This window comes from Streptomyces sp. NPDC051105 (genome assembly GCF_040682795.1).
Lineage (GTDB): Bacteria > Actinomycetota > Actinomycetes > Streptomycetales > Streptomycetaceae > Streptomyces.
The window spans coordinates 1-21021 of record NZ_JBFBBR010000003.1 but is presented as its reverse complement, the minus strand read 5'-3'; the positions used below and the strand labels follow the sequence as shown (position 1 = coordinate 21021).

General features: G+C 72.0%; 14 protein-coding genes. 11 read left to right on the top strand and 3 right to left on the bottom strand.

The window, feature by feature from the left end; translation table 11 throughout:
• Positions 1-396 precede the first annotated feature (396 nt).
• Together AB0N16_RS07520 and AB0N16_RS07515 are read right to left on the bottom strand one after the other, a co-directional pair.
• Positions 397-1863, bottom strand: coding sequence for a hydroxylacyl-CoA dehydrogenase (locus tag AB0N16_RS07520; protein ID WP_365794106.1), 1467 nt, complete (start codon positions 1861-1863; stop codon positions 397-399).
• A 450-nt stretch (positions 1864-2313) separates the two neighbouring features.
• Positions 2314-3315: a LacI family DNA-binding transcriptional regulator gene (locus AB0N16_RS07515; RefSeq protein WP_365794104.1), complete on the bottom strand. Its 1002-nt coding sequence runs from the start codon at positions 3313-3315 to the stop codon at positions 2314-2316.
• A gap of 249 nt (positions 3316-3564) precedes the next feature.
• Here AB0N16_RS07515 and AB0N16_RS07510 point away from each other — a divergent pair, with 249 nt between their 5' ends.
• From AB0N16_RS07510 to AB0N16_RS07490, 5 genes are read left to right on the top strand one after another with little or no spacing between them, the layout of a single operon-like run.
• Positions 3565-4899, top strand: coding sequence for an ABC transporter substrate-binding protein (locus AB0N16_RS07510; RefSeq protein WP_365794102.1), 1335 nt, complete (start codon positions 3565-3567; stop codon positions 4897-4899).
• Positions 4900-4906: 7 nt separating this feature from the next.
• Positions 4907-5857, top strand: a complete 951-nt coding sequence (locus AB0N16_RS07505) for a sugar ABC transporter permease (protein ID WP_365794100.1) — start codon at positions 4907-4909, stop codon at positions 5855-5857.
• A gap of 56 nt (positions 5858-5913) precedes the next feature.
• The gene (locus AB0N16_RS07500; protein WP_365795187.1) at positions 5914-6720 is read left to right on the top strand and encodes a carbohydrate ABC transporter permease; all 807 of its coding nucleotides are present in this window, start codon (positions 5914-5916) and stop codon (positions 6718-6720) included.
• Positions 6721-6746: 26 nt separating this feature from the next.
• Positions 6747-9470, top strand: coding sequence for an alpha-mannosidase (locus AB0N16_RS07495; protein ID WP_365794098.1), 2724 nt, complete (start codon positions 6747-6749; stop codon positions 9468-9470).
• Positions 9471-9508: 38 nt separating this feature from the next.
• Positions 9509-12502, top strand: a complete 2994-nt coding sequence (locus tag AB0N16_RS07490; protein ID WP_365794096.1) for a glycoside hydrolase family 2 TIM barrel-domain containing protein — start codon at positions 9509-9511, stop codon at positions 12500-12502.
• Positions 12503-12544: 42 nt separating this feature from the next.
• On the opposite strand, the gene AB0N16_RS07485 is transcribed toward AB0N16_RS07490, so the two are convergent.
• Positions 12545-13720 carry a serpin family protein gene (locus tag AB0N16_RS07485; RefSeq protein WP_365794094.1) on the bottom strand — a complete coding sequence of 392 codons (1176 nt, stop codon included), beginning with the start codon at positions 13718-13720 and terminating at the stop codon, positions 12545-12547.
• A gap of 262 nt (positions 13721-13982) precedes the next feature.
• Here AB0N16_RS07485 and AB0N16_RS07480 point away from each other — a divergent pair, with 262 nt between their 5' ends.
• The 6 genes from AB0N16_RS07480 to AB0N16_RS07455 all read left to right on the top strand — a co-directional run bounded on the left by AB0N16_RS07480 (position 13983) and on the right by AB0N16_RS07455 (position 20564).
• Positions 13983-15224 (top strand): DUF4190 domain-containing protein, encoded by a 1242-nt coding sequence (locus AB0N16_RS07480; RefSeq protein WP_365794092.1) that lies wholly within the window; start codon positions 13983-13985, stop codon positions 15222-15224.
• Between the two features lie 147 nt (positions 15225-15371).
• Positions 15372-16124 carry a GntR family transcriptional regulator gene (locus tag AB0N16_RS07475; protein ID WP_365794090.1) on the top strand — a complete coding sequence of 251 codons (753 nt, stop codon included), beginning with the start codon at positions 15372-15374 and terminating at the stop codon, positions 16122-16124.
• Positions 16125-16426: 302 nt separating this feature from the next.
• The gene (locus AB0N16_RS07470) at positions 16427-16618 is read left to right on the top strand and encodes an SPOR domain-containing protein (protein WP_365794088.1); all 192 of its coding nucleotides are present in this window, start codon (positions 16427-16429) and stop codon (positions 16616-16618) included.
• A 30-nt stretch (positions 16619-16648) separates the two neighbouring features.
• The gene (locus AB0N16_RS07465; protein ID WP_365794086.1) at positions 16649-17068 is read left to right on the top strand and encodes a (deoxy)nucleoside triphosphate pyrophosphohydrolase; all 420 of its coding nucleotides are present in this window, start codon (positions 16649-16651) and stop codon (positions 17066-17068) included.
• Between the two features lie 240 nt (positions 17069-17308).
• Positions 17309-17725, top strand: a complete 417-nt coding sequence (locus AB0N16_RS07460) for an ATP-binding protein (protein ID WP_365794084.1) — start codon at positions 17309-17311, stop codon at positions 17723-17725.
• Positions 17726-17975: 250 nt separating this feature from the next.
• Entirely contained in the window at positions 17976-20564 is a 2589-nt protein-coding gene (locus AB0N16_RS07455; RefSeq protein ID WP_365794082.1) for a SpoIIE family protein phosphatase, read from the top strand.
• The last annotated feature ends 457 nt before the right edge of the window (positions 20565-21021 follow it).

The window sequence follows — 21021 nt, the reverse complement described above, 5'->3', positions numbered from 1 at the left end:
GTGGCCCAAGGGGCGTCTGCGTCCGCTGGTGCTGGGATGGATCTCCCGTGCTGGGATTGTGCTGGGATGACCCCGTCCAAAACGGCGTTTCCGCAGGTGGGAGCTCTGCGCAAAATGTTCCGGTTCAATGTGTGACCACTCCATTGCTTAGTTTCATCGTTGAGCGCGCTGGTTTGGGGCCGAGCCTCCTTGGGGGCTCGGCCTCTTCCATGTTCTTGGGCGGGCGGGACGATTCGACCCGAGGCGCATGGCTCGGCACTGTCGAGGCAGCCCTTTCCTCTCGAATGCCGCTTCAGGCAACTTCAGCCCCGACCGCTGAAGCACACTCGGCCCGGGGGCCGGGTGGCCGACCGTCGTGGCCGGACCAGTCCGTGCCGATCCCGGCCTGCGGCCTGCTCATCGGAGGGTGGCCAGTGCGCCCTCGGCGGCTGCCAGGACCGTGCGTGTCTGGAGGGCGACCTGCCGGCGCACAGACACCCGGCGCAGTCGCAGGGCCTTCTCGAAGTCCGCGGACCAGGTGGTGAAGAGGCCCTCCAGATCGCGGTACAGCCCCGGCGCGGCGGGGTCGTCCGCCGCCTCCAGCAGTCGTAGCAGCAGGCCCGCGGCGCGCAGCGGTTGGCGGCGGGCCACGATGTCCAGGGCGCAGACCTGGGCCGTCGTCAACCCCGGTGGACCGTCGGCCGCCTGCCGGGCGAGCGGTTCCCAGGAGCCGGCGACCAGGTCGTAGAGACCGTCGGCCATCCACTCCAGGACGCGTCTGGGCGCGTTGTCCCGGGCCGGCGGCAGGAAGGGGCGGGCCTTGTCGAGGACGGCGGTCACCTGGCGTCCGCCGTCCCGTACCAGCTCGGCCAGGTCGTGCAGTACGGCACCGGCGTCCGGGCGCGGGGACAGGTCGTCGGCCAGGTCGGTCGCCCACAGGGGCACCTCGATGATCGCCGTGACCCCGCCGTACCGCGCGGGTGCGCACCAGGTGGACAACCCGATGTTCTCGGACCCGGCCGCCAGGCGGGCCGCGCTCTCCGGCGGCGGCAGGACGTAGACGCCGGGGCCGGGGTTCTCCCAGTACAGGGCGTCGAAGGTGCCGTGCTGGACCGGGACGGCCAGCTCGGCGGCGGACTTCCGGAACGGCGCGGCGAATCGGGGGAGGTCGCGGGTCAACTGGACCCAGGTGCCGCCCGCTTCGACGTTGTGCAGGGAGCACTGGAGGACCGGCCGCAGTTCGTCGATGACGTCGAACAGCGCCTGGCTCTCCGGGAGGTACCGGGATTCGATGGGCGCCCACTCCGGCTGTTCCGCCGCGACCGGGCGGTAGGCGGCACGGTAGTAGTCGGCCAGGGTGTGGTGGGACCCGGCCGTCGCCTCCTCGATGCCCTCGCTCAGCGCGGCGCCGTCCGGGTCGAGGCACAGGACGATGTCCCAGGTGACGAGGGACGGATCGGTCGCCGTGGACGGATGGGTCGCCGTGGACGGATGGGTCGCGGTGGACGGATGGGCCGCCGTGGACGGATCGGTCGCGGCAGACGGAGGGGTTGCCGTGGACGGAGGGGTCGCGGTGGACGGAGGGGTCATCGCAGACGGATGGGTCGCCGTGGACGGCCGGTGGCCGTGCGCGACCCGCTCCGCCAGGGCGCTCGCCACCCGCTCCGCCAGGGCGATCGCGGTGCTCCCGCCGACCGGCTCGTCGGGGTGTGGCCGGGCGACCACCAGGACGTGGTGCGGCCCGTGTCCCACGGACAGCATCAGGAGCGGGCGGCCGGCCCGGGACGTGCCGATCCGGCGCAGCCGGCCGGTCCCGGGGAACCGGGAGACCAACCGCCGTGCCGAGTCGGTGACTTCCCCGACCGTGAGGAAACGGTCCAGCATCGGCGCCTGGTCAGCTGCCGCCGTTGCCACCGCTGTCGCCGGTGGTCTCCTTCTTGTCCAGCGGCCGGATCTCGATCTTGTTCGGCATGCCATGTCCTCCCGGTGGTGGCTGTGGCGTGTCGTGGTTGTCGTGCTCTTGTGAGAGTTGGCCGGACCGGTGAATCTTGGCAACGTCCTTTGTCAGCTGGCAAGTTGGCGCTCACGAGATTGGCGCGAAGATGACGGTGCCCGCGATGCGGCGGCCTCGGATCAAGCCGGAACACCGGGCCTACCGGACCGTCGACGGCCATGTGCGCATCGGGAGCGGGGTGCACGGCACGCCGACCCGGGGTCGGCCACTCTGCCTGCGTGGGCGGGAGGTCGGCCACGGTGCCTGTGCGGACGCGAGGGCGGCCGCCGTGCCCGCGCGACGCGAGAGCGGCCACCGCGCCCGCACCAGCGAGCCGCCGGCTACGCCGACTCGCGCAGTCGCAGTTCCGCTCCCACCGTCAGTTCGTCGGGGCGCAGCGGGCCGGCTCCGGTCAGGAGTCTGGCCGTCTGTTCGACGGCGAGCGCGCCGAGGCGGCGGGTGTCCAGGGCCACCGTGGTCAGCGCCGGCTCGACGAGGGTGCCGAGGCCCAGGCCGTCGAAGCCCAGCACGGCGAGATCCTCGGGGACCTGGCGGCCGAGCCGGCGGGCGGCGCGCAACGCCCCGAAGGCGATGATGTCGTTGAACGTGAACACGGCGGTCAGGTGCGGGTGCCGGGCCAGGAGTTCCTGGAGCGCGCGCTCCCCGCCCTCCACACTCTGGTCGGCGCGGGCCACCGAACCGGCGTCCAGCGCGCACGCGGACATCGCCATGTCGAACCACTCGTGCCGGACGCTCGGCTCGGAGCGTTCCGCGTGGTCCAGCATGCCGATGTGCCGGTGCCCGGCCCCTATCAGGTGCCGTATCGCCGCGTGCACGCCCGCCTCGCCGTCGATCCGGATCGAACTGAACCGCTCGGTAGGGTGCTTGCGGTCGATGAGGACGACGGGCAGTCCCCGGGTGAGCCGCGCGATCTCGTCCTCGGGCAGGCTCAGATAGCCCACCACGGCGTCCACCTGCGAGGCGATCACCTCCAGGGTGCCCCGTTCCTCCTCGACACGGTCGCCGGTGTCGTACACCACGACGTGCCAGCCGCGGCCCCGGGCCGCGTCCAGCGCGGCGGCGGCGACCTCGGTGAAGAACGGGTTGAGCAGGTCGGGGATCACCAGTCCGACGCTGATCGTGTCCTGCCGCACCAGCCCCCGGGCGAACCGGCTCGGCCGGTAGCCCAGCGCGAGGGCGGCGTCCAGGACGCGCTGCTTGGTGGAGACGCCGATCTCGCCCTTGTCGTTGAGCGCGCGTGACACGGTCTGCCGGGACACTCCCGCGGCCTCGGCCACATCGTCGATCGTCACCCTGCGGGGTCCGGTCCCCGACGGCGCCATCACTCACCTCCGTGCAGTTGCCGACGCGACCGCGTCGCAGGGACACCGAGTATGCCCGGGTCCGGCGTCATGAGCCTTGACACTCCGGCGGACCGAAGCTCACACTCCCAATCAACTTCCCGTTACCGCTCCCGTGAGCGCTCACGTTACCGCTCACGGAACCTGATTCCAACCAGAAGGCATCCGCCTCCAGGTGTCAACGTCGACCCGCCTGCCGACCCTCGCCAGGCGTTCTCTGGAACGGAAGATATGAGCAGCACAGTCACACGCACCCGCCTCGCCGCCGCGGCCGCCACAGCGGGCATCGTCGTACTCGCCGGATGCTCCTCGTCCGGTTCGTCGGACAAGTCGTCCGCCGCGTCCTGCGAGCCCGCGAAGGGCAAGGTCACCCTCCAGTACTGGAACACCGTCCCGGGCATGGACAAGGTCGTCGCCCTGTGGAACAAGCAGCACCCGGACGTCCAGGTCCAGATGAAGAACATCTCCAACGACCAGTACGGCCTCATCGGCAACGCCCTCAAGGCGGGCAAGGCGCCGGACCTCGCCCAGGTCGGCTACGACGAGCTTCCGAACCTGCGCACGCAGGGCGCCTTCGTGGACGCCTCCGCCTGCAAGGCGGCCACCGCGGCCGAGTCGAAGTTCGTGCCGTGGACCTGGTCGCAGGCCAGCTTCGGCGGCACCGGTGTGTTCGCCATCCCGCAGGACACCGGCCCGATGGCCCTGTTCGTACGCACCGACCTCTTCAAGAAGTACAACGTCGCCGTCCCCACGACCTGGGACGAGTACGCGACGGCCGCCGAGAAGCTGCACAAGGCGGACCCGAACCTCGACATGACGTTCTTCGACCCGAACAACGCCGAGTGGTTCAACGGGCTCCTCTGGCAGAACGACGCCAAGATGTACGGCTACTCCGGCGGCAAGTGGCAGGTCACCGTCGAGTCGCAGCAGAGCAAGCAGGTCGCCGACTACTGGCAGAAGCTGATCTCCGAGAAGCTCGTGCGCACCGACCTCGCCAACGGGTCGACGCAGATGTACGCGGCGTACCAGAAGGACCAGATCGCCAGCTACGTCGGTGCCGCCTGGGGGTACAGCGGGTTCCGCGACAACCTGCCCAAGCAGGCCGGGAAGTGGTCGATCGTCCCGATGCCGACCTGGGGCACGAACGGCGGCTCCGGTGACTGGGGCGGTTCGACCGTCGCGTTCATGAAGGGCAGCAAGCACCTGTACGAGTCGGTCGAGTTCAACACCTGGCTGAACACCGACCCGGACGCGCTGGCGCTGGAGAACAAGCTGGGCGGCCTCTACCCGGCGGCCAACGCCGGCCTGGAGCTTCCCGCGTTGAAGCAGGGCGTGCCGTACTACAACAACGAGAAGATCTTCGACGTCTTCGCCGCCTCGTCCAAGAAGATCGACACCAGTTTCGCCTGGGGCCCCACGCAGAAGACGGTGAACCTGGCGCTCCAGGACGCGATGGCCAAGGCCGCGGCCGGGAAGGGCACGCTCACCGACGCGCTCGCGACCGCCCAGGCCGCCGCGCTGAAGTCGATGAAGGACCAGGCGATCCCGGCGACGGCGGGTAAGTGACCGCGGTATGACCGATCTTGCGAACCGCGCGTCCGGCGCGGTGACCACGCCCGGGGGCCGTCGCCGCCGCCTCAACGGCGGCGGCCCCCGGGCGGGCACCGTCGCCGCCTTCGTCACCCCGTTCTTCCTGCCGTTCCTGCTGTTCTACCTGGTGCCGGTCGGCTACGCGCTCTGGCAGAGCTTCCGCGTCGTGCGCCGCAGCGGAGGGCAGTACGGCACGTCGTACACGACCTTCGGCGGCTTCGAGCAGTACGTGAAGGTGTTCCAGAACACCGAGTTCTGGTCCAGCATCGGCCGCATCGGGCTGTTCGGCATCGTGCAGGTGCCCGTCATGCTCTTCGTCGCCCTGACCATCGCGCTGCTCCTCGACACGCCCCTGCTGAAGGCCAAGGGGTTCTTCCGCATCACCGCGTTCATGCCGTACGCGGTGCCCGGCGTCATCGCCGCGATCATGTGGTCGTACCTCTACTCGCCCCAGCTCAGCCCCGTCGTCGACGCGCTGAACGGCATCGGGCTGCACCCCGACTTCCTCGGCCCCGGTGCCGTCCTCTGGTCGACCGCGAACGTCTCCACCTGGCTGTGGACCGGCTACAACATGCTGATCATGTTCTCGGCGCTCCAGTCGATCCCGCAGGAGCTGTACGAGGCCGCGAAGATCGACGGCGCGAGCAACTGGACCATCGCCTGGCGGGTCAAGGTACCGATCATCGCCCCGTCGATCGTCCTGACCACGGTGTTCTCGATCATCGGGACCCTCCAGCTGTACGCCGAACCGGCCGTGCTGCGGCAGATCTCCTCGAACATCTCCAGCACGTTCACCCCGAACATGCTCGCCTACACGGTGGCCTCCGGGAACAACTACCAGCAGGCCGCGGCCATCTCCGTCGTCATCGCCGTCATCACCTTCGTCTTGAGCTTCGGGTTCATGCGACTGACCTCGAAGAAGGCGGGACTGTGAGCACCAGCGACAACACCTCCACGATCCGCGAGAGCCGCGTCAGCCGTACGGCCGCCATGGCCCTGATGCTGCTGCTGACCGTCTACTTCCTGCTGCCGGTCTACTTTCTGATCGTCGCGTCGACCAAGCCGCAGGGCGACCTCGCCGCCACCAACGGGCTGGCGTTCTCGCACTTCAACCTGTTCGACAACCTGCATGTCCTGTTCACCCGCAGCGACGGCATCTTCGGCCGCTGGATCCTCAACACCGTGATCTACGCGGTGCTGGGCGCGGCCGTGGGCACCCTGATCTCCGCGCTGTGCGGCTACGCCCTCGCCAAGTTCCGGTTCCGCGGCCGGGAGTTCCTGTTCTCCGTCATCCTCGGCGGCGTCCTGGTCCCCACCACCGCGCTCGCCCTGCCGCTGTTCCTGCTGTTCTCGGCGACCGGCCTGGTCAACACCTATCTCGCGGTCTTCCTGCCCAGCATCGTCAGCCCGTTCGGCGTGTATCTCGCGCGTATCTTCGCGAACGCGTCCGTGCCGCAGGAGCTGATCGAGTCGGCGCGGCTGGACGGCGCGGGCGAGTTCCGCACCTTCTTCTCGGTGGGGTTCCGGCTGATGACACCGGCCCTGGTGACCATCTTCCTGTTCCAGTTCGTGGCCATCTGGAACAACTTCTTCCTGCCGATGGTGATGCTCCAGAAGGAGTCCCTCTTCCCGATCACGCTCGGCCTGTACGAGTGGAACGGCCAGACCGCCCGGGCTCCCCTGCTGCAGCAGTCCATCATCACCGGCTCGCTGGTGTCGATCGTGCCCGTGATCGTCGTGTTCATCCTGCTCCAGCGCTTCTGGCGGACCGGCCTCGCCGCCGGCTCGCTCAAGTGACCCCCACACAGAAGGTGTTCCGCGTTATGACCGACTCGGCTGTCTTCGTGCCCCACTTCCACTGGGACCGGGAGTGGTACGAGCCGTTCCAGGTGTTCCGGCACCGCCTCGTCACCGCCCTCGACACCGTGCTGGCGACCGCAGAGGCGGACCCGGACTTCCGGTTCACCGTCGACGGGCAGATGGCCGCGGTCGAGGACTACCTGGAGATGCGCCCGGAGAACCGCGACCGGGTCGCCGCCCTGGTCCGCGAGGGCCGGCTCGCCGTCGGGCCCTGGCTGATCCTGCTCGACGAGTTCCTCTGCTCCGGCGAGACCATCGTCCGCAACCTCCAGATGGGGTGGGCGGCCGCCGAGCGGCTCGGTGGTGCGATGCCGATCGGCTACCTGCCGGACATGTTCGGCCACATCGCGCAGATGCCGCAGATCCTGGCCCGCGCCGGCCTCGAGCACGCCGCCCTGTGGCGCGGGGTGCCCGGCTCGGTCGACGGCCACGCCTTCCGCTGGCGCGCCCCCGACGGCTCCGAGGTCCGCACCGAGTTCCTCTTCGACGGGTACGACAACGGACTCGACGTCCTGCTGGTACCGGACCGGATCCGGCAGGCGCTCGCCGAGTACGCCGAGCTGACCGCCGGGCGCTGGGGCGGCGACCCGCTCCTGGCCATGGCCGGCACCGACCACAACGCGCCCGACCCGAAGCTGGGGGACTGGCTGCGGAAGGCCTCCGGCGAGGAACGGCCGATCACCGTCGCGACCCTCGACGAGTACCTCCGCAAGCAGGTACGGGACGAGGTGACCGCCGTCGTCACCGGTGAACTGCGCAGCCATGTCCGGGGCAACATCCTGCCGGGCGTGCTGTCCGTGCGGCTCGGGCTCAAGCAGCGGATGGCCCTCGCCGAGCGGACCGTCGACCACGCCGAACGCATGAACGCCCTGTGGTCGCGGCGCGACGACACGAACTTCCTCGCCCTCGCCTGGCACAAGATCATCGAGTCGACCGCCCATGACTCGGTGGTCGGCTCCGGTACCGACGAGACCTGCGACCAGGTCGCCGCCCGCCTCGCCGAGGCCGCACAGACCGCCCGGGCCGTCCGGGACGCGGCCCTCGCCGAGCCCGCCGCCCTGGTCCCGAGCGACGGCCACCTGGTCGCCAACCCGCTGCCCGCACCCCGTACCGCACTGGTCGAGGTGGACGTCGTGGCCGCACCGGAGGGGAGCGCGCTGGTCGCGACCACCGCCGACGGCTCGGCACACCCCGTCCAGCTGGTCTCCGAGGCCCCGACCGTCCTCAGTGACGAGCGGCTCGACGCCTCGCGGCTCGAACGCGTGCTGCGCCGGATCCACCGCCGCGAGCTGTTCGGCCTGCTGATCGACCGCTACGAACTCACCGCGAACTCCCTGGTCTTCCACCTCGCCGAGGCACCGGCCGGCCCCTTCGACCTGATGACGCTGCGCGGCGAGGTCGCCGCCGCCGCGGCCGCGCACCCGGGGCAGTGGCGGGTGCGGACCCTGGCACAGGCCCGGGCCACCGCGCTGGTGGCCGTACCCGTCCCCGCCTGCGGACTGGCCGCCTTCCGGGTCGAGCCGGCCGACCGGCCCGCCGCCCCGGCGCTGCGCCCGGTCACGGCGGCGTCCGACCGGCTCTCCAACGGTCTGGTCGACGTCACGGTGGCCGCCGACGGCACCCTGGAGGTGACCGGGCCCGACGGCACCGTCCTGTCCGGAGTCGGCCGCCTCGTCGACGGCGGCGACCGGGGCGACAGCTACAACTACGCCCCTCCGGCGCACGACGTCCTCGTGTCCGAGCCGGCCCGGGTCGGCGTCGAACTCCTCGACCAGGGCCCGCTGCGGGCCAGGCTGCGCGTCACCCGTGTCTACGACTGGCCGGCCGCGCTCCGCGTGGACGACCGGGACCGGCGTGACCTCCGTACCGTCCCGACCCCCGTGGACATGGTGGTGGAGGTCCGCGCGGGCGAGCCGTTCGTCCGGATCTCCACCGCGTTCCTCAACCGGTCCGCCGACCACCGGCTGCGTTTCCACGTGCCGCTGCCGGCGCCGGTCGGCGCCTCCGCGTCGGCCGGGCAGTTCGCCGTCACCGAGCGCGGGCTGACCGCCGAGGGCGGCTGGGGCGAGTACCCCCTGCCGACCTTCCCCGCGAGCTCCTTCGTGTCGGCGGGCCCGGCCACCGTCCTGCTCGACCACTCCGCCGAGTACGAACTCGTCGACGACGGCTCCGCCCTCGCCGTCACCCTGCTCCGCGCCATCGGCTCGATCAGCGTCAACCTCCACCCCCTGCGCGACGAACCCGCGGCGAGCGAGATCCCCGTCCCGGGCGCGCAGGACCTGGGCATGCGCATCGAGAACCGGTTCGCCGTGCTGCCCTGGGCGAGCGGCTGGCGGGACGCGAACGCGGTCGCGCTCACCGAGGAGTTCCGGGCCGACGTCCTGGTGGCCCGCGGGACCGCCCCCGGCGGCGGCCCGCTGCCCCCGGACGCGACCGGTGTGCAGGTCGACGGCCGGGACGTCCAGGTGTCCAGCATCCGCCGGGTCATCGACGGGCACGGGCCCGGCACCGAGGTCCGGCTGGCCGCGCTGCGGGACACCGCGTCGACCGTCCGGGTGACCGGCGCCTTCACCGAGGCCACGACCGTCGACCTGCTCGGCCGGCCGATCGCCGCGGAGCCGATGGCGGGGGACGGGCTCGCACTCGAGCTCGGCCCCTGGGAGATCCGCACCGTCGTCCTCCGTTAGTGGACAACACCCCCCGACACGCAGAAAGTTGTGAACTCTTGCCCTCCGAGCACTCCGCGTACGTATCGGACACCGCCCCGTGGCGTGGCGCCCTGCGCCCGGCCCGCTCGTGGCTGCACTCCGACGCCCCCGCCCTCTCGCTGAACGGAAACTGGCGCTTCCGGCTGTCGCCGACGGCGGCCGTGGCCGAGGAGTTCGCGGCCGAGGACTTCGACGACCACGGCTGGGACGGCATCCCGGTGCCCGCGCACTGGGTGCTGGAGGGCGACGGCGCCTACGGCCGGCCGATCTACACGAACATCCAGTTCCCGTTCCCGATCGACCCGCCGCACGTCCCCGACGAGAACCCCACCGGCGACTACCGCCGCCACTTCGGCCTCCCCGACGGCTGGTCGGACGCCGAGCGGGTGCTGCTGCGCTTCGACGGGGTGGAGTCGCTGTTCAAGGTGTGGGTCAACGGCGTCGAGATCGGCAGCGCGAGCGGCAGCCGGCTGGCCCACGAGTTCGACGTGACGTCCGCGGTCCGCCCCGGTGACAACGTCGTCGCCGTCCGGGTGCACCAGTGGTCGGCGGCCAGCTACCTGGAGGACCAGGACCAGTGGTGGCTGCCGGGCATCTTCCGGGACGTCACCCTGCTCGCCCGCCCGGCCGGCGGCGTCGAGGACGTCTGGCTGCGCACCGGCTACGACGACGGGCGCGGCCGGATCGACCCCGAGATCACCGCCGACCCGGCGGCCTTCCCGGTCACCCTGCGCATCCCGGAACTGGGCGTCGAGCGGGTCTGGGAGACGGCGGCCGACGTGGCGCCCCTCGACGTCCCGGGCGTGCGGCCGTGGTCGGCCGAGGAGCCCCGGCTGTACGACGTCACCGTGTCCTCGGCCGCCGAGACCATCGCCCTGCGGGTGGGCTTCCGCACCGTCGAGATACGCGGTGACCGCTTCCTGGTCAACGGCCGGCGGGTCGTCTTCCACGGCATGAACCGGCACGAGGCCCACCCCGAGCGCGGCCGGGTCTTCGACGAGGCGCACGCCCGCGAGGACCTGGCCCGGATGAAGCGGTTCAACGTGAACGCCATCCGCACCAGCCACTACCCGCCGCACCCCCGGCTGCTCGACCTCGCCGACGAACTCGGCTTCTGGGTGGTCCTCGAGTGCGACCTGGAGACCCACGGCTTCGACGACGTCGGCTGGACCGGCAACCCGACCGACGACCCGGCCTGGCGCGCGGCCTGCCTCGACCGCATCGAGCGCACCGTCGAACGGGACAAGAACCACCCCGGCATCGTGCTGTGGTCGCTCGGCAACGAGGCCGGGACCGGCGCCAACCTCGCCGCCATGTCGGCCTGGGTGCACGCCCGCGACCCCGAGCGTCCCGTGCACTACGAGGGCGACTACACCGGCGACTACACCGACGTCTACTCGCGCATGTACGCGACCGTGACGGAGACCGAGCAGATCGGCACGGACGGCTCCCGCGCCCCGCTGCTGGGCTGCACCCCCGCCCAGGGCGCCCGGCAGCGCACCAGGCCGTTCCTGCTGTGCGAGTACGCCCACGCGATGGGCAACGGCCCCGGCGCCCTCGACCAGTACGAGGAACTGGTCCACCGTCACCCCCGGCTGCACGGCGGCTTCGTCTGGGAGTGGCGTGACCACGGCATCCTGGCCAGGACCCCGGAGGGAACGCCGTACTACGCCTACGGCGGCGACTTCGGCGAGGTCGTGCACGACGGCAACTTCGTCATGGACGGCATGGTGCTGAGCGACGACGTGCCGACGCCCGGCCTCCACGAGTTCAAGGCGGTCGTGCAGCCGATCCGCTTCGACTTCGACGACGACCAGCTCGCGATCACCAACCTGAGGCACTCCGCCGACACTTCCGACCTGCGCTTTCGCTGGCGTGTCGAGCACGACGGCGCCCTCGTGGCGTCGGGTGACCTGAAGGTCCCGGCGGTGGCGGCGGGCGAGTCGGGGCGGGTGCCGCTGCCGGCGGTCCCGGTCGCCCAGGACGCCGAGACCTGGCTGACGGTCGAGGCGGTGCTCGCCGCGGAGACCCCCTGGGCGCCCGCGGGACACGAGGTCGCCACCGCCCAGCTGGACCGCTCGGTACGGCGGACGGTGCCCGCCGTCCGGCGCCGGACCGGCTGGCGGCCGGACGAGGGCACGCTCGCCCTCGGCATCGCCGAGTTCACCGGCGGCTCCCTCACCCGCCTCGCCGGGCGCGCCGTGACCGGTCCGCGGCTGGAGCTGTTCCGGGCGCCGACCGACAACGACGAGGGCACCTCCGACCGGCTGGAGGGCAGCGACGCCAGCCTCGCCGAGATCTCCAGCGCCGATCTGTGGCGCCGCGACGGCCTCGACCGGCTGACCACCCGGCGCATCGGCGTGGAGCGGACCGCGGACGCCCTGCGCACCGTCGACCGGGTCTCCGCCGCGCACTCCGCGCTGTCGGTGACGGTGGAGACCGTATGGTCCGTCGAGGACGGCGAGCTGGAACTGCGCGTGGAGATCGAGCCCGCGCGCGGCTGGACGACGGTCTGGCCGCGGATCGGGGTGCGCTTCGAACTGCCCGACGGGACGGCCCCCGTGGACGGCGCCGACTGGTTCGGCCTGGGTCCGCACGAGTCCTACCCGGACAGCCTCCGCGCGGCCCGCACCGGCCGCTTCTCCGCCGCGGTCGCGGACCTCGCGGCCGGCTACGCGCGCCCCCAGGAGACCGGCCACCGCTCCCGGCTCCGCCGCCTCACGCTGACCAGCGCCGACACCGAGGTGCTCCGGCTCACGGCGCTCCCCGACACCCACGGACGGCGCCCCGGCTTCACCCTGGCCCGGCACACCCCTCAGCAGCTCGCCCGGGCCGCCCACCCCTACGAACTCCCGGAGTCCACCACCAGCCACCTCATCATCGACGCGGCCCAGCACGGCCTCGGCTCCCGGGCCTGCGGACCGGACGTGTGGCCCGAGTTCGCGCTGCGCCCCGAGGCACGCACGATCAGGCTGCGGCTGACCGGGGGCCGGGTACCGCCCGCCGTCTGACGCCGTCCTGGACGGGGGCTCCGGCAGCGGTACCGGCTTCGGCTAGCCGGCGCCGCCGGCCGGCTCCGTGACCCAGCCCGCCGCCAGTACCAGACGGGTGTCGCGGTGCACCGCCAGGAAGCCGAACGGGCGGTCGAAGGTGGCCCGGACGACGGTCGACTCGTGCCGGTACTGCGGCGGGCCGCCGCCCGGTGCCGCCAGTACGGCCGTCACCGCGGCGGCCCGGAAACCCAGCGGCCCGAACTCCGCGACCGCGGACTGCCCGGCCGCCCCGATGGCCAGCGGCGCGGCGCTGATGCCGGGGAAGTGCCCCTCACGGGCGTCGGCCGCCGTGGAGAGCCCGAACAGACCGTGCAGTTGCAGCAGATCGTGGTCCGCGCGCACCTCGAAGCCGACGGTCGTCACATCGAGCCGTACGGGGTCCGGGGTGGCCGAGGGCAGCAGCTCCACGGCCACCCCCGGACCCGCCTGCCCGTAGGGGAGCTGGCCGCCGGTGGTCACCGGCAGGGCGCGCTCCAGGACGCCGATGCCGGTGTGCAGCACCTGACCGGGCGCCATCCCCTCCTCGCCGAGCAGCAGATGCACGTCGAGGGCGTTGCCGCCCAGGACCTTCAGCGTGGTGACGTACCCGTCCGGGCCCGCGGTCACCCCGATCCGGTCCGTGCGGACACTGCTGCGGTGCAGACCGGCCAGGGTACGGCCTTGCCACGGCCCGGAGCCGGGCCGCAGCACGGTCTCCCGGAACGGCTGCCGCCAGTCCGTGTGCAGGGCCAGTGCGGTCGCGAGCACCACCCGGGCGCCCTCGGTCAACTTGACCGGCATCCGCTCGACCAGCCCCTCGGTGCGCTTGGCCGCCCACGCGTCCAGCGCCTCCTGGGAGGCCGCGGGGTCGGCGCCGAGCACCCCGTGCGCGTCGGCGGGCAGCCCGGCCGCCCACTGCTCGCGCAGCTCCAGCGCACGGTCGGTCCACAGTCCCAGGGCCGCCCCGACACCGTGCATCGATGCGAGCCCGCCGAGTAACTCCCGCGCACCGGCCGCCGCTTGGTCCGCCGGCAACCCCACGGCCCGGGTCAGTTCGTCCCGGGCGGGGCCCGCGGCGCCGTCGGCGAGGAAGGCCAGCAGCGGCCAGACACCGGCGGCCGAGAAGACCGTGCCCTGTCTGGTCCGCTGCGCCCAGCGTGCGGTGAGCGCGTTGACGGCGCTGACGGTGTCGTTCATCGGTCGTCCTCCCAGGAGTACTCGGGGAAGGGCAGGGGATCCCTGACCCGACCCGGCGCGAGGGCGAGCCGGGAGCGCCGGTGCGGGGCGAGGAAGCCGAAGCGGCCGCCCAGCGGGCGGTCAGCGCGTTCACCGCGCGCGCGACCGCTCTTCCCACCCTCATTCCGCCCCCGTTCACGGCGCGCTTACGATGCGCGCAGTCGTACGTCAGTTCAGCCGTCCGTTTCACGCGGCCAGACGCCCCCTCAGGAGCACGGTACCGGTGTCCATACCTCCGCCTCCCGGCCCCCAGCAGCCACAAGGGCCGTACCAGCCGCCCCAGACGGGCCCGCCGCAGTACCCGCAGTACCCGCAGCAGTACCCCCAGCAGTACCCGCAGGGACCGTACGGACAGCAGCCGCCGTACCCCTCGCCGTACCAGCCCTGGGGCCAGGGCTACAGCCCCTACACGGTCCCGGCGCCCGTCAACGGCCTCGCCATCGCCTCCCTCGTGCTCGGCCTGCTGTGCTGTCTGCCGGGGGTGGGCCTGGTGCTGGGACTGGTCGCGCTGAGCCAGATCCGCAAGCGGGGTGAGCGCGGCACGGCGATGGCGGTCACCGGGTCGGTGCTCTCCGGGATCGGGCTGGCCCTGTGGGTGCTGCTGCTCGCCACCGGCGGCGCGGCCGGCTTCTGGGAGGGCGTCAAGGAGGGTGCGAACGACCGCTCCACCCTCTCGCTGTCCACCGGCGACTGCTTCGACACCCCGGGCCACGCGCTCGACGACGACCTGGTCACCGACGTCACGCACGTCGGCTGCGACGGTGGGCATGACGGCGAGGTCTTCGGCACCTACGACCTCAAGGGCACCGACTACCCGGGCGACGACGCGGTCGGCGACTCCGCGGACCAACGCTGCTACGTACTGGAGGAGACCTACGCCTTCGACGTCTGGGCGGTCCCCGACAACGTCGCCGTGTACTACTTCACGCCCAGCGAGGACAGTTGGGCCGCCGGGGACCGCAGTGTCGTCTGTGCCTTCGGCAGCGCCACGGAGGGTGGCAGGCTCACCAGCTCCTACCACGAGGACGCCGACTCCTACGCCCCCGAACAGGTTGCCTACCTCAAGGCCGCGCACGTCCTGAACGCCGCCCTGGACACCGCGCCGGACTCCGACTACATCGAGGACGACCTGCCCGGGAACAAGGCGTGGGCGGGCCGGGTGGCCACGGCGCTCGGCGAGCAGTCGGCGATGCTGCGCTCGTACGAGTGGACCGCGGACACGAAGCAGCCGGTCCTCGCCCTGGCCGCCGACCTCGACAAGGCGCGCGCCGAGTGGGGGAAGGCCGCGAAGGCGCCGGACGCCGATACCTTCTACGCGCATTACGACAAGGGGGGCAAGCTGATCGACCCGCACCGCACGGTGACCGTACGCAAAGCTCTGGGCCTCACCACCGTCCCGCCCGCGTACGAGGAGGGAGGCGGCGACTCGGGCAGCGGAGGAAGTGGCTCCGGTATGCAGGTGTGACCGCGGCTATAGCGGGGAGAAAGTGCCTGCGTAAAGCCTTCCCCGGCCACATGTCATCACATCGAGTGATTCTCTGGCCTTTGCTTGCATGGCACAACCCACGGTTGCCAGGCTGTTGCTGTCTGTACAACCTGATGGGAGCGGCCAGTGACTTTCGGTGAGCAGCCGGCGTATCTGCGTGTCGCGGGTGATCTCCGTAAGAAGATCGTCGACGGTTCGCTGCCCCCTCACACCCGGCTCCCCTCCCAGGCCCGCATCCGCGAGGAGTACGGCGTCTCCGACACCGTCGCCCTGGAGGCCCGCAAGGTGCTGATGGCCGAGGGGCTGGTCGAGGGCCGCTCCGGCTCCGGGACCTATGTGCGCGAGCGGCCCGTGCCCCGGCGGGTGGCCCGCTCCGGGTTCCGCCCGGTCGGCGGCGCCACCCCGTTCCGGCAGGAGCAGACCGACGCGACCGCGCGCGGTACCTGGGAGTCGCGCAGTGAGCAGGCCGAGGCCGGTGCCGTGATCGCCGACCGGCTGGGCATCCAGGTCGGCGACCGTGTGATGCGCACCCGGTACCTGTTCCGGGACGCGGGCGAGCCGATGATGCTCTCCACCTCCTGGGAGCCCCTCGCCGTCACCGGCCGCACCCCGGTGATGCTGCCCGAGGAGGGCCCCCTGGGCGGCATGGGCGTGGTCGAGCGGATGCGGGCCATCGACGTCATCGTGGACAACGTCACCGAGGAGGTCGGCGCCCGCCCCGGCCTGGCCGAGGAACTGCTCACCCTGGGTGGCGTCCCCGGTCATGTCGTCCTGGTGATCCAGCGGACGTACTTCGCCTCCGGCCGTCCGGTGGAGACCGCCGACGTCGTCATCCCGGCCGACCGGTACCGCGCCGCGTACCACCTCCCCGTGAAGTAGCGCACACCCTTGCGATAGTTGACGTCTCCACGGTCTCTGTCAGGGCCTGGACCCGGCCGCTGCGATCCGGCCGTTCCCGCAGGTGGCCCGGGCTGTCCGCGGTATGCCTCCGACTCGTGGTGCCGGATGCCCGAACGGCGCGTTCGTCATCGTGCGCCCCCACCGTTCTGGCTGGTTGCGTACCTCTTTGTGAAAAGCCGTATTCGCTGCGTAAAGGTTAGGCGTACGCTCGGGCATATGCGGAGTGCGGTTTCCTTAGCGGGGCGGGGATGGGCGGGAGCCGGGAGAAACGGAGGGGCGCGATGACGGAAGGTACGGTCTCTCTCCCCTGGCTCGTCATACGGCAGGACGACAACGGCAATCGCTACCGCGTCGGCCGGTACGCGACCCGGGCCGAGGCGCAGAAGATCGCCGACAGTCTCGACGACCGCGGACACAAGCAGCTCTACTGGGTCGAACGCATCGGCCTCGGCGGGGACGGCGCGCGCAACTGATCCCGCGCCGCCTCCCGTAGGCTCCGGGCCATGAGCGAACGGATCGTGGTGGTCGGAGCCGCCCTGCTCGACGCCGGCCGCCTGCTCGCGGCCCGCCGCAGCGCACCCCCGGAACTGGCCGGCCGCTGGGAACTGCCCGGCGGCAAGGTCGAGCCCGGCGAGACCCCCGAACAGGCCCTGGTGCGCGAACTGCGCGAGGAACTGGGCGTGGAGGCGGAGCCGATGACGCGGGTGCCGGGGGAGTGGCCGTTGCGGGAGCCGTACGTCCTTCAGGTGTGGACGGCCGCCCCGCGCCCGGGTTCCCCCGCCCCGAAGCCCCTCCAGGACCACGACGAGCTGAGGTGGCTGACCCCGGACGAACTCTGGGACGTGAACTGGCTGGACCAGGACGTGCCGGCGGTGCGTGAGGTGGCCGACCGGTTGAGTACGGGGCGAAGCCCCGACGAATAGGGGCGCTGGGGGTACCCCCGGCCGAAGGCTGGGGGAGGAACCGCGCGACAAGCCCACGCGGCACCGCACCCCCCCACAGCCGCACCCCCTACCCCCTGGGCGCTCGGCCCTCTTCCTGTGCGCCGTTCGGGCCACAGTGCGCCCTCCCGTGCGGTACTGCATCCCGGTAACCGGGTATGTGCCCATTAACCCCACGAAACCGGACATGGGTGGGCTCGCGGCCAGCGATGCGACTGGGAAGTGATCGGTGTGATCGACACCGAAGGTGACACCGCCGAGTGGACCTTTCCCGCGGAACCGGGTGCCGTGCGCACCGCCCGGACCGCGGTCCGTGACCAACTGACCGGCTGGGGTCTCGACGGCCTCGCCGACATCGCCGCCCTGCTGGTCAGCGAGCTGGTCACCAACTCGCTCCGGCACGCCACCGGCCCCATCGGCGTCCGCCTGGTCCGCCCCGTCGGCCTCGGCGACACCCTCCGGGTAGAGGTCTCCGACCCGCTCCCGGACCCGCCGCTCGAGCGCCCCGCCGGCCTCGACGACGAGAGCGGCCGCGGTCTCCAGCTGGTCGCCGGCTCCTCGCGCAGTTGGGGTACCCGGCCCGGCGACACCGGGAAGACGGTCTGGTTCGAGCTGGCGGTACCCGGCCGGGCGGGGTGAACGGGGTGTACACGCAGCGCTACGACGTCCACTCGTGGGAGCGGCCGGGGAACGGGTGCCGGAGTGCGTGATTCGATGGCGTGTTCCCTGGTTAGAAGACTGGAAGTGTTGTCACGGTCCGGTCCGGAAATCGTCGGGACCGTGCTGTGATCGTGAACACCGTGTCAGGCGGCGCCGTAGTGCTGGATACTGCGGGCAGCCGCCCCCGGTGACCGGTGCCGGGTGCGGTGAGCTGGAGGGGACGGTTCGCGTGAGCGAGATACCAGCTAAGGCCACGGAGTCCGAGGACCCGTCGGACGGTGCGAGGGCGGGGACCGCGGAGACAGCCGCGGCCCCCGGCGACGCCATGTGGCAGAGCAGCCCACCCGGCTCGATCTACGACTACATCAAGGTCGCCTCGTTCTCCATCGGCGCCGGCGGCCTGGTCGACCAGTGGAGCCTGCGCGCCGAGCAGATCTTCGGCATCCCCGCGGAACGCGCCGTCGGCATGGATCCGATCGAGGCGTTCATAGACCCGGACCTGCGCGAGCGCGGCCAGCGGAAGATGGCCGAGATCCTGGACGGGCGGGAGTGGACCGGTGTGGTCCCGTTCCGGATGCCCGACACGGTGGACGGCGAGCGCGGTGAGGAGGGCCTCGCCGAGGTCTACGTCATGCCCACCCGCACCGCCGAGGGCGAGAACGCGGCCGTGTGCATAGTGGTCGACGTCCGCACCCTACGCAGCATCGAGACCGACCTCGCCGCCTCGCAGTCGATATTCGGTCAATCTCCGTTCGGCTTCCTGCTGATCGACCCCGACCTGCGGATCCGCCGCGCCAACGTGCGGTTCTCCTCCATCTTCGGCGGCAGCCCCGACGACCACCGCGGCAAGGGCGTCCACGACTATCTGCCGCGCTCCGAGGCCGAGCGGGTCGCGGCCACCCTGCGCCGGGTCCTGGAGACCGGCAACTCCATCACGGACATGCACGTCACGGGGTTCGTGCCGGGCTCCGAGGAGCGCCGGCACTGGTCCATCAACCTCTACCGGGTGCACAGCGGCACCGGCCGACCCATCGGCATCGCCTGGCTCGGCCTGGACATCACCGCCCGCCGCGCCGCCGCCCGCGAGGCCGCCGCGGCCCGGCGGAATCTCGCCCTCCTCAACGAGGCGGGCGCCCGGATCGGCAACTCCCTCGACCTGGAGACCACCGCCCGCGAACTCCTCGACGTGGTCGTGCCCGGCTTCTGCGACCTCGCCACCGTCGACCTCTACCAGGGCCTGCTGGCGGGCGACGAGCGGCCGCCCGGACTCTCCGACGGCAGCGCGGAGCTGCGCCGGGTCGCCTTCGCCAGCGCGGTCTCCGACGCGCCCTTCGTGGGCGGCGGCGCCCCGGTCGCCGTCGGCGCGGTCCACCACTACCCCTTCAACTCGCCCTGCGCGGACGCCCTGCGCACCGCCCGCCCGCAGCACGTGCCGGCCGAGGACGGCGGCCTCGTGCAGTCCACCCTCGCCGTCCCGATGGTCGCCCACGACACGGTCGTCGGCCTCGCCCAGTTCGCCCGCACCAAGGGCAGCGAGCCGTTCGGCGACCGCGACCGGGACCTCGCCGTAGAGCTGGCGGCCCGCGCGGCCGTCTGCATCGACAACGCGCGCCTGTACCGGCGCGAGCACGAACGCGCGCTGATACTGCAACGGTCCCTGCTCCCGCCCGGCGACCCGGAGGCCTCGGGGCTGGACATCGCCTGCCGCTACCTGCCCGGCAACGCGGCGACCGAGGTCGGCGGCGACTGGTTCGACGTCATCGAACTCCCCGGCCACCGCACGGCGCTGGTGGTCGGCGACGTGATGGGCCGGGGGCTGCGCGCGGCGGTCGCGATGGGTGAACTCCGCACGGCGGTCCGTACCCTGGCCCTTCTCGATCTCGAACCCGCCGAGGTCCTCTCGGCCCTGGACGAGATCGCGCGCGGCCTCGGCACCCCCGGCGGAGTCCAGCAGGCCACCCGCACGGGCCGCCAGCCCCGCGACGCCGACCTCTCCGAGGTCTACCTCGCGACCTGCGTGTACGCCGTCTACGACTCGGTCACCAGGCGCTGTACGTTCGCCAACGCCGGCCATCTGCCGCCGGTGCTCGTCGAGCCCGGGGAGGACGCGCTGATGCTCGACGTGCCCCCCGGCATGCCGCTCGGCGTCGGCGGCGAGCCCTTCGAGGAGGTCGAGGTCGAACTCCCCGAGGGCGCGCTGCTCGCCCTCTACACGGACGGCCTGGTCGAATCCCGCGACCATCCCCTCGACGAGGGGCTCCAGGCCTTCGTAGGGGCGCTCACGGATCCCTCCCAGCCCCTCGAGGACGTCTGCGACCACGTCCTGAGCACCCTCGACACGCACCACGGCGAGGACGACATCGCGTTGCTGATGGCACGTGTACAGGGGCTGCCGGCCGGGTCGGTAGGCGACTGGACGCTGCCGCGCGAGCCGCGCAGTGTGGGCCGCGCCCGTGAGTACGCGCGCGGTCAGCTGCTCAGCTGGGACCTGGAGCCGCTGGTCGACACGACGGAGCTGCTGGTCAGCGAGCTGGTCACCAACGCGCTGCGGTACGGCGAGGGCGAGATAAGGCTCCGCCTCCTCCTCGACCGCACCCTGGTGTGCGAGGTGTGGGACTCCGGCCTGGTCCAGCCGAGGCGCCGGCGCGCCCGTGACACCGACGAGGGCGGGCGGGGGCTCCAACTGGTCGGGCTGCTGAGCGCGGCGTGGGGCTCACGCCGGACGCCACGCGGGAAGACCGTGTGGTTCGAACTCCCCCTGCCGGACGGCGAGACCGGCCTGACGGACCCGGCGGAGGCGTTGCTCAGCCTGTTCTGAGAGCGGCCGTGCCGGCCGCTTCACGGGTGCGGCGCCTTCGCGGTAGCCCGCGCCCCTTGCGGGGGCGGCGGTTGCGCCCGTGCGGCGCCGTCGTGGTTGTTCGCGCAGTTCCCCGCGCCCCTTGAGGGGGTTGCGGCGGGTTCGCCCTGTGCGGCGCCGCGGGGGCTGGTCGCGCAGTTCCCCGCGCCCCTTGAGGGGGTTGCGGGGGGTTCGCCCTGTGTGGCGCCGTCGTGGTTGTTCGCGCAGTTCCCCGCGCCCCTTGAGGGGGTTGCGGGGGGTTCGCCCTGTGCGGCGCCATCGTGGTTGTTCGCGCAGTTCCCCGCGCCCCTTGAGGGGCGCGGGGACTGACGCCCCTGAAAGGGGCGCGGGCTCATCTGCCTCTCCTCGCCGGCCTCGAACTGCCCGGCGTACGGTTGCTCGTCACCGATGATCCGGCGTACCGCGCGCTGCTCGTGCC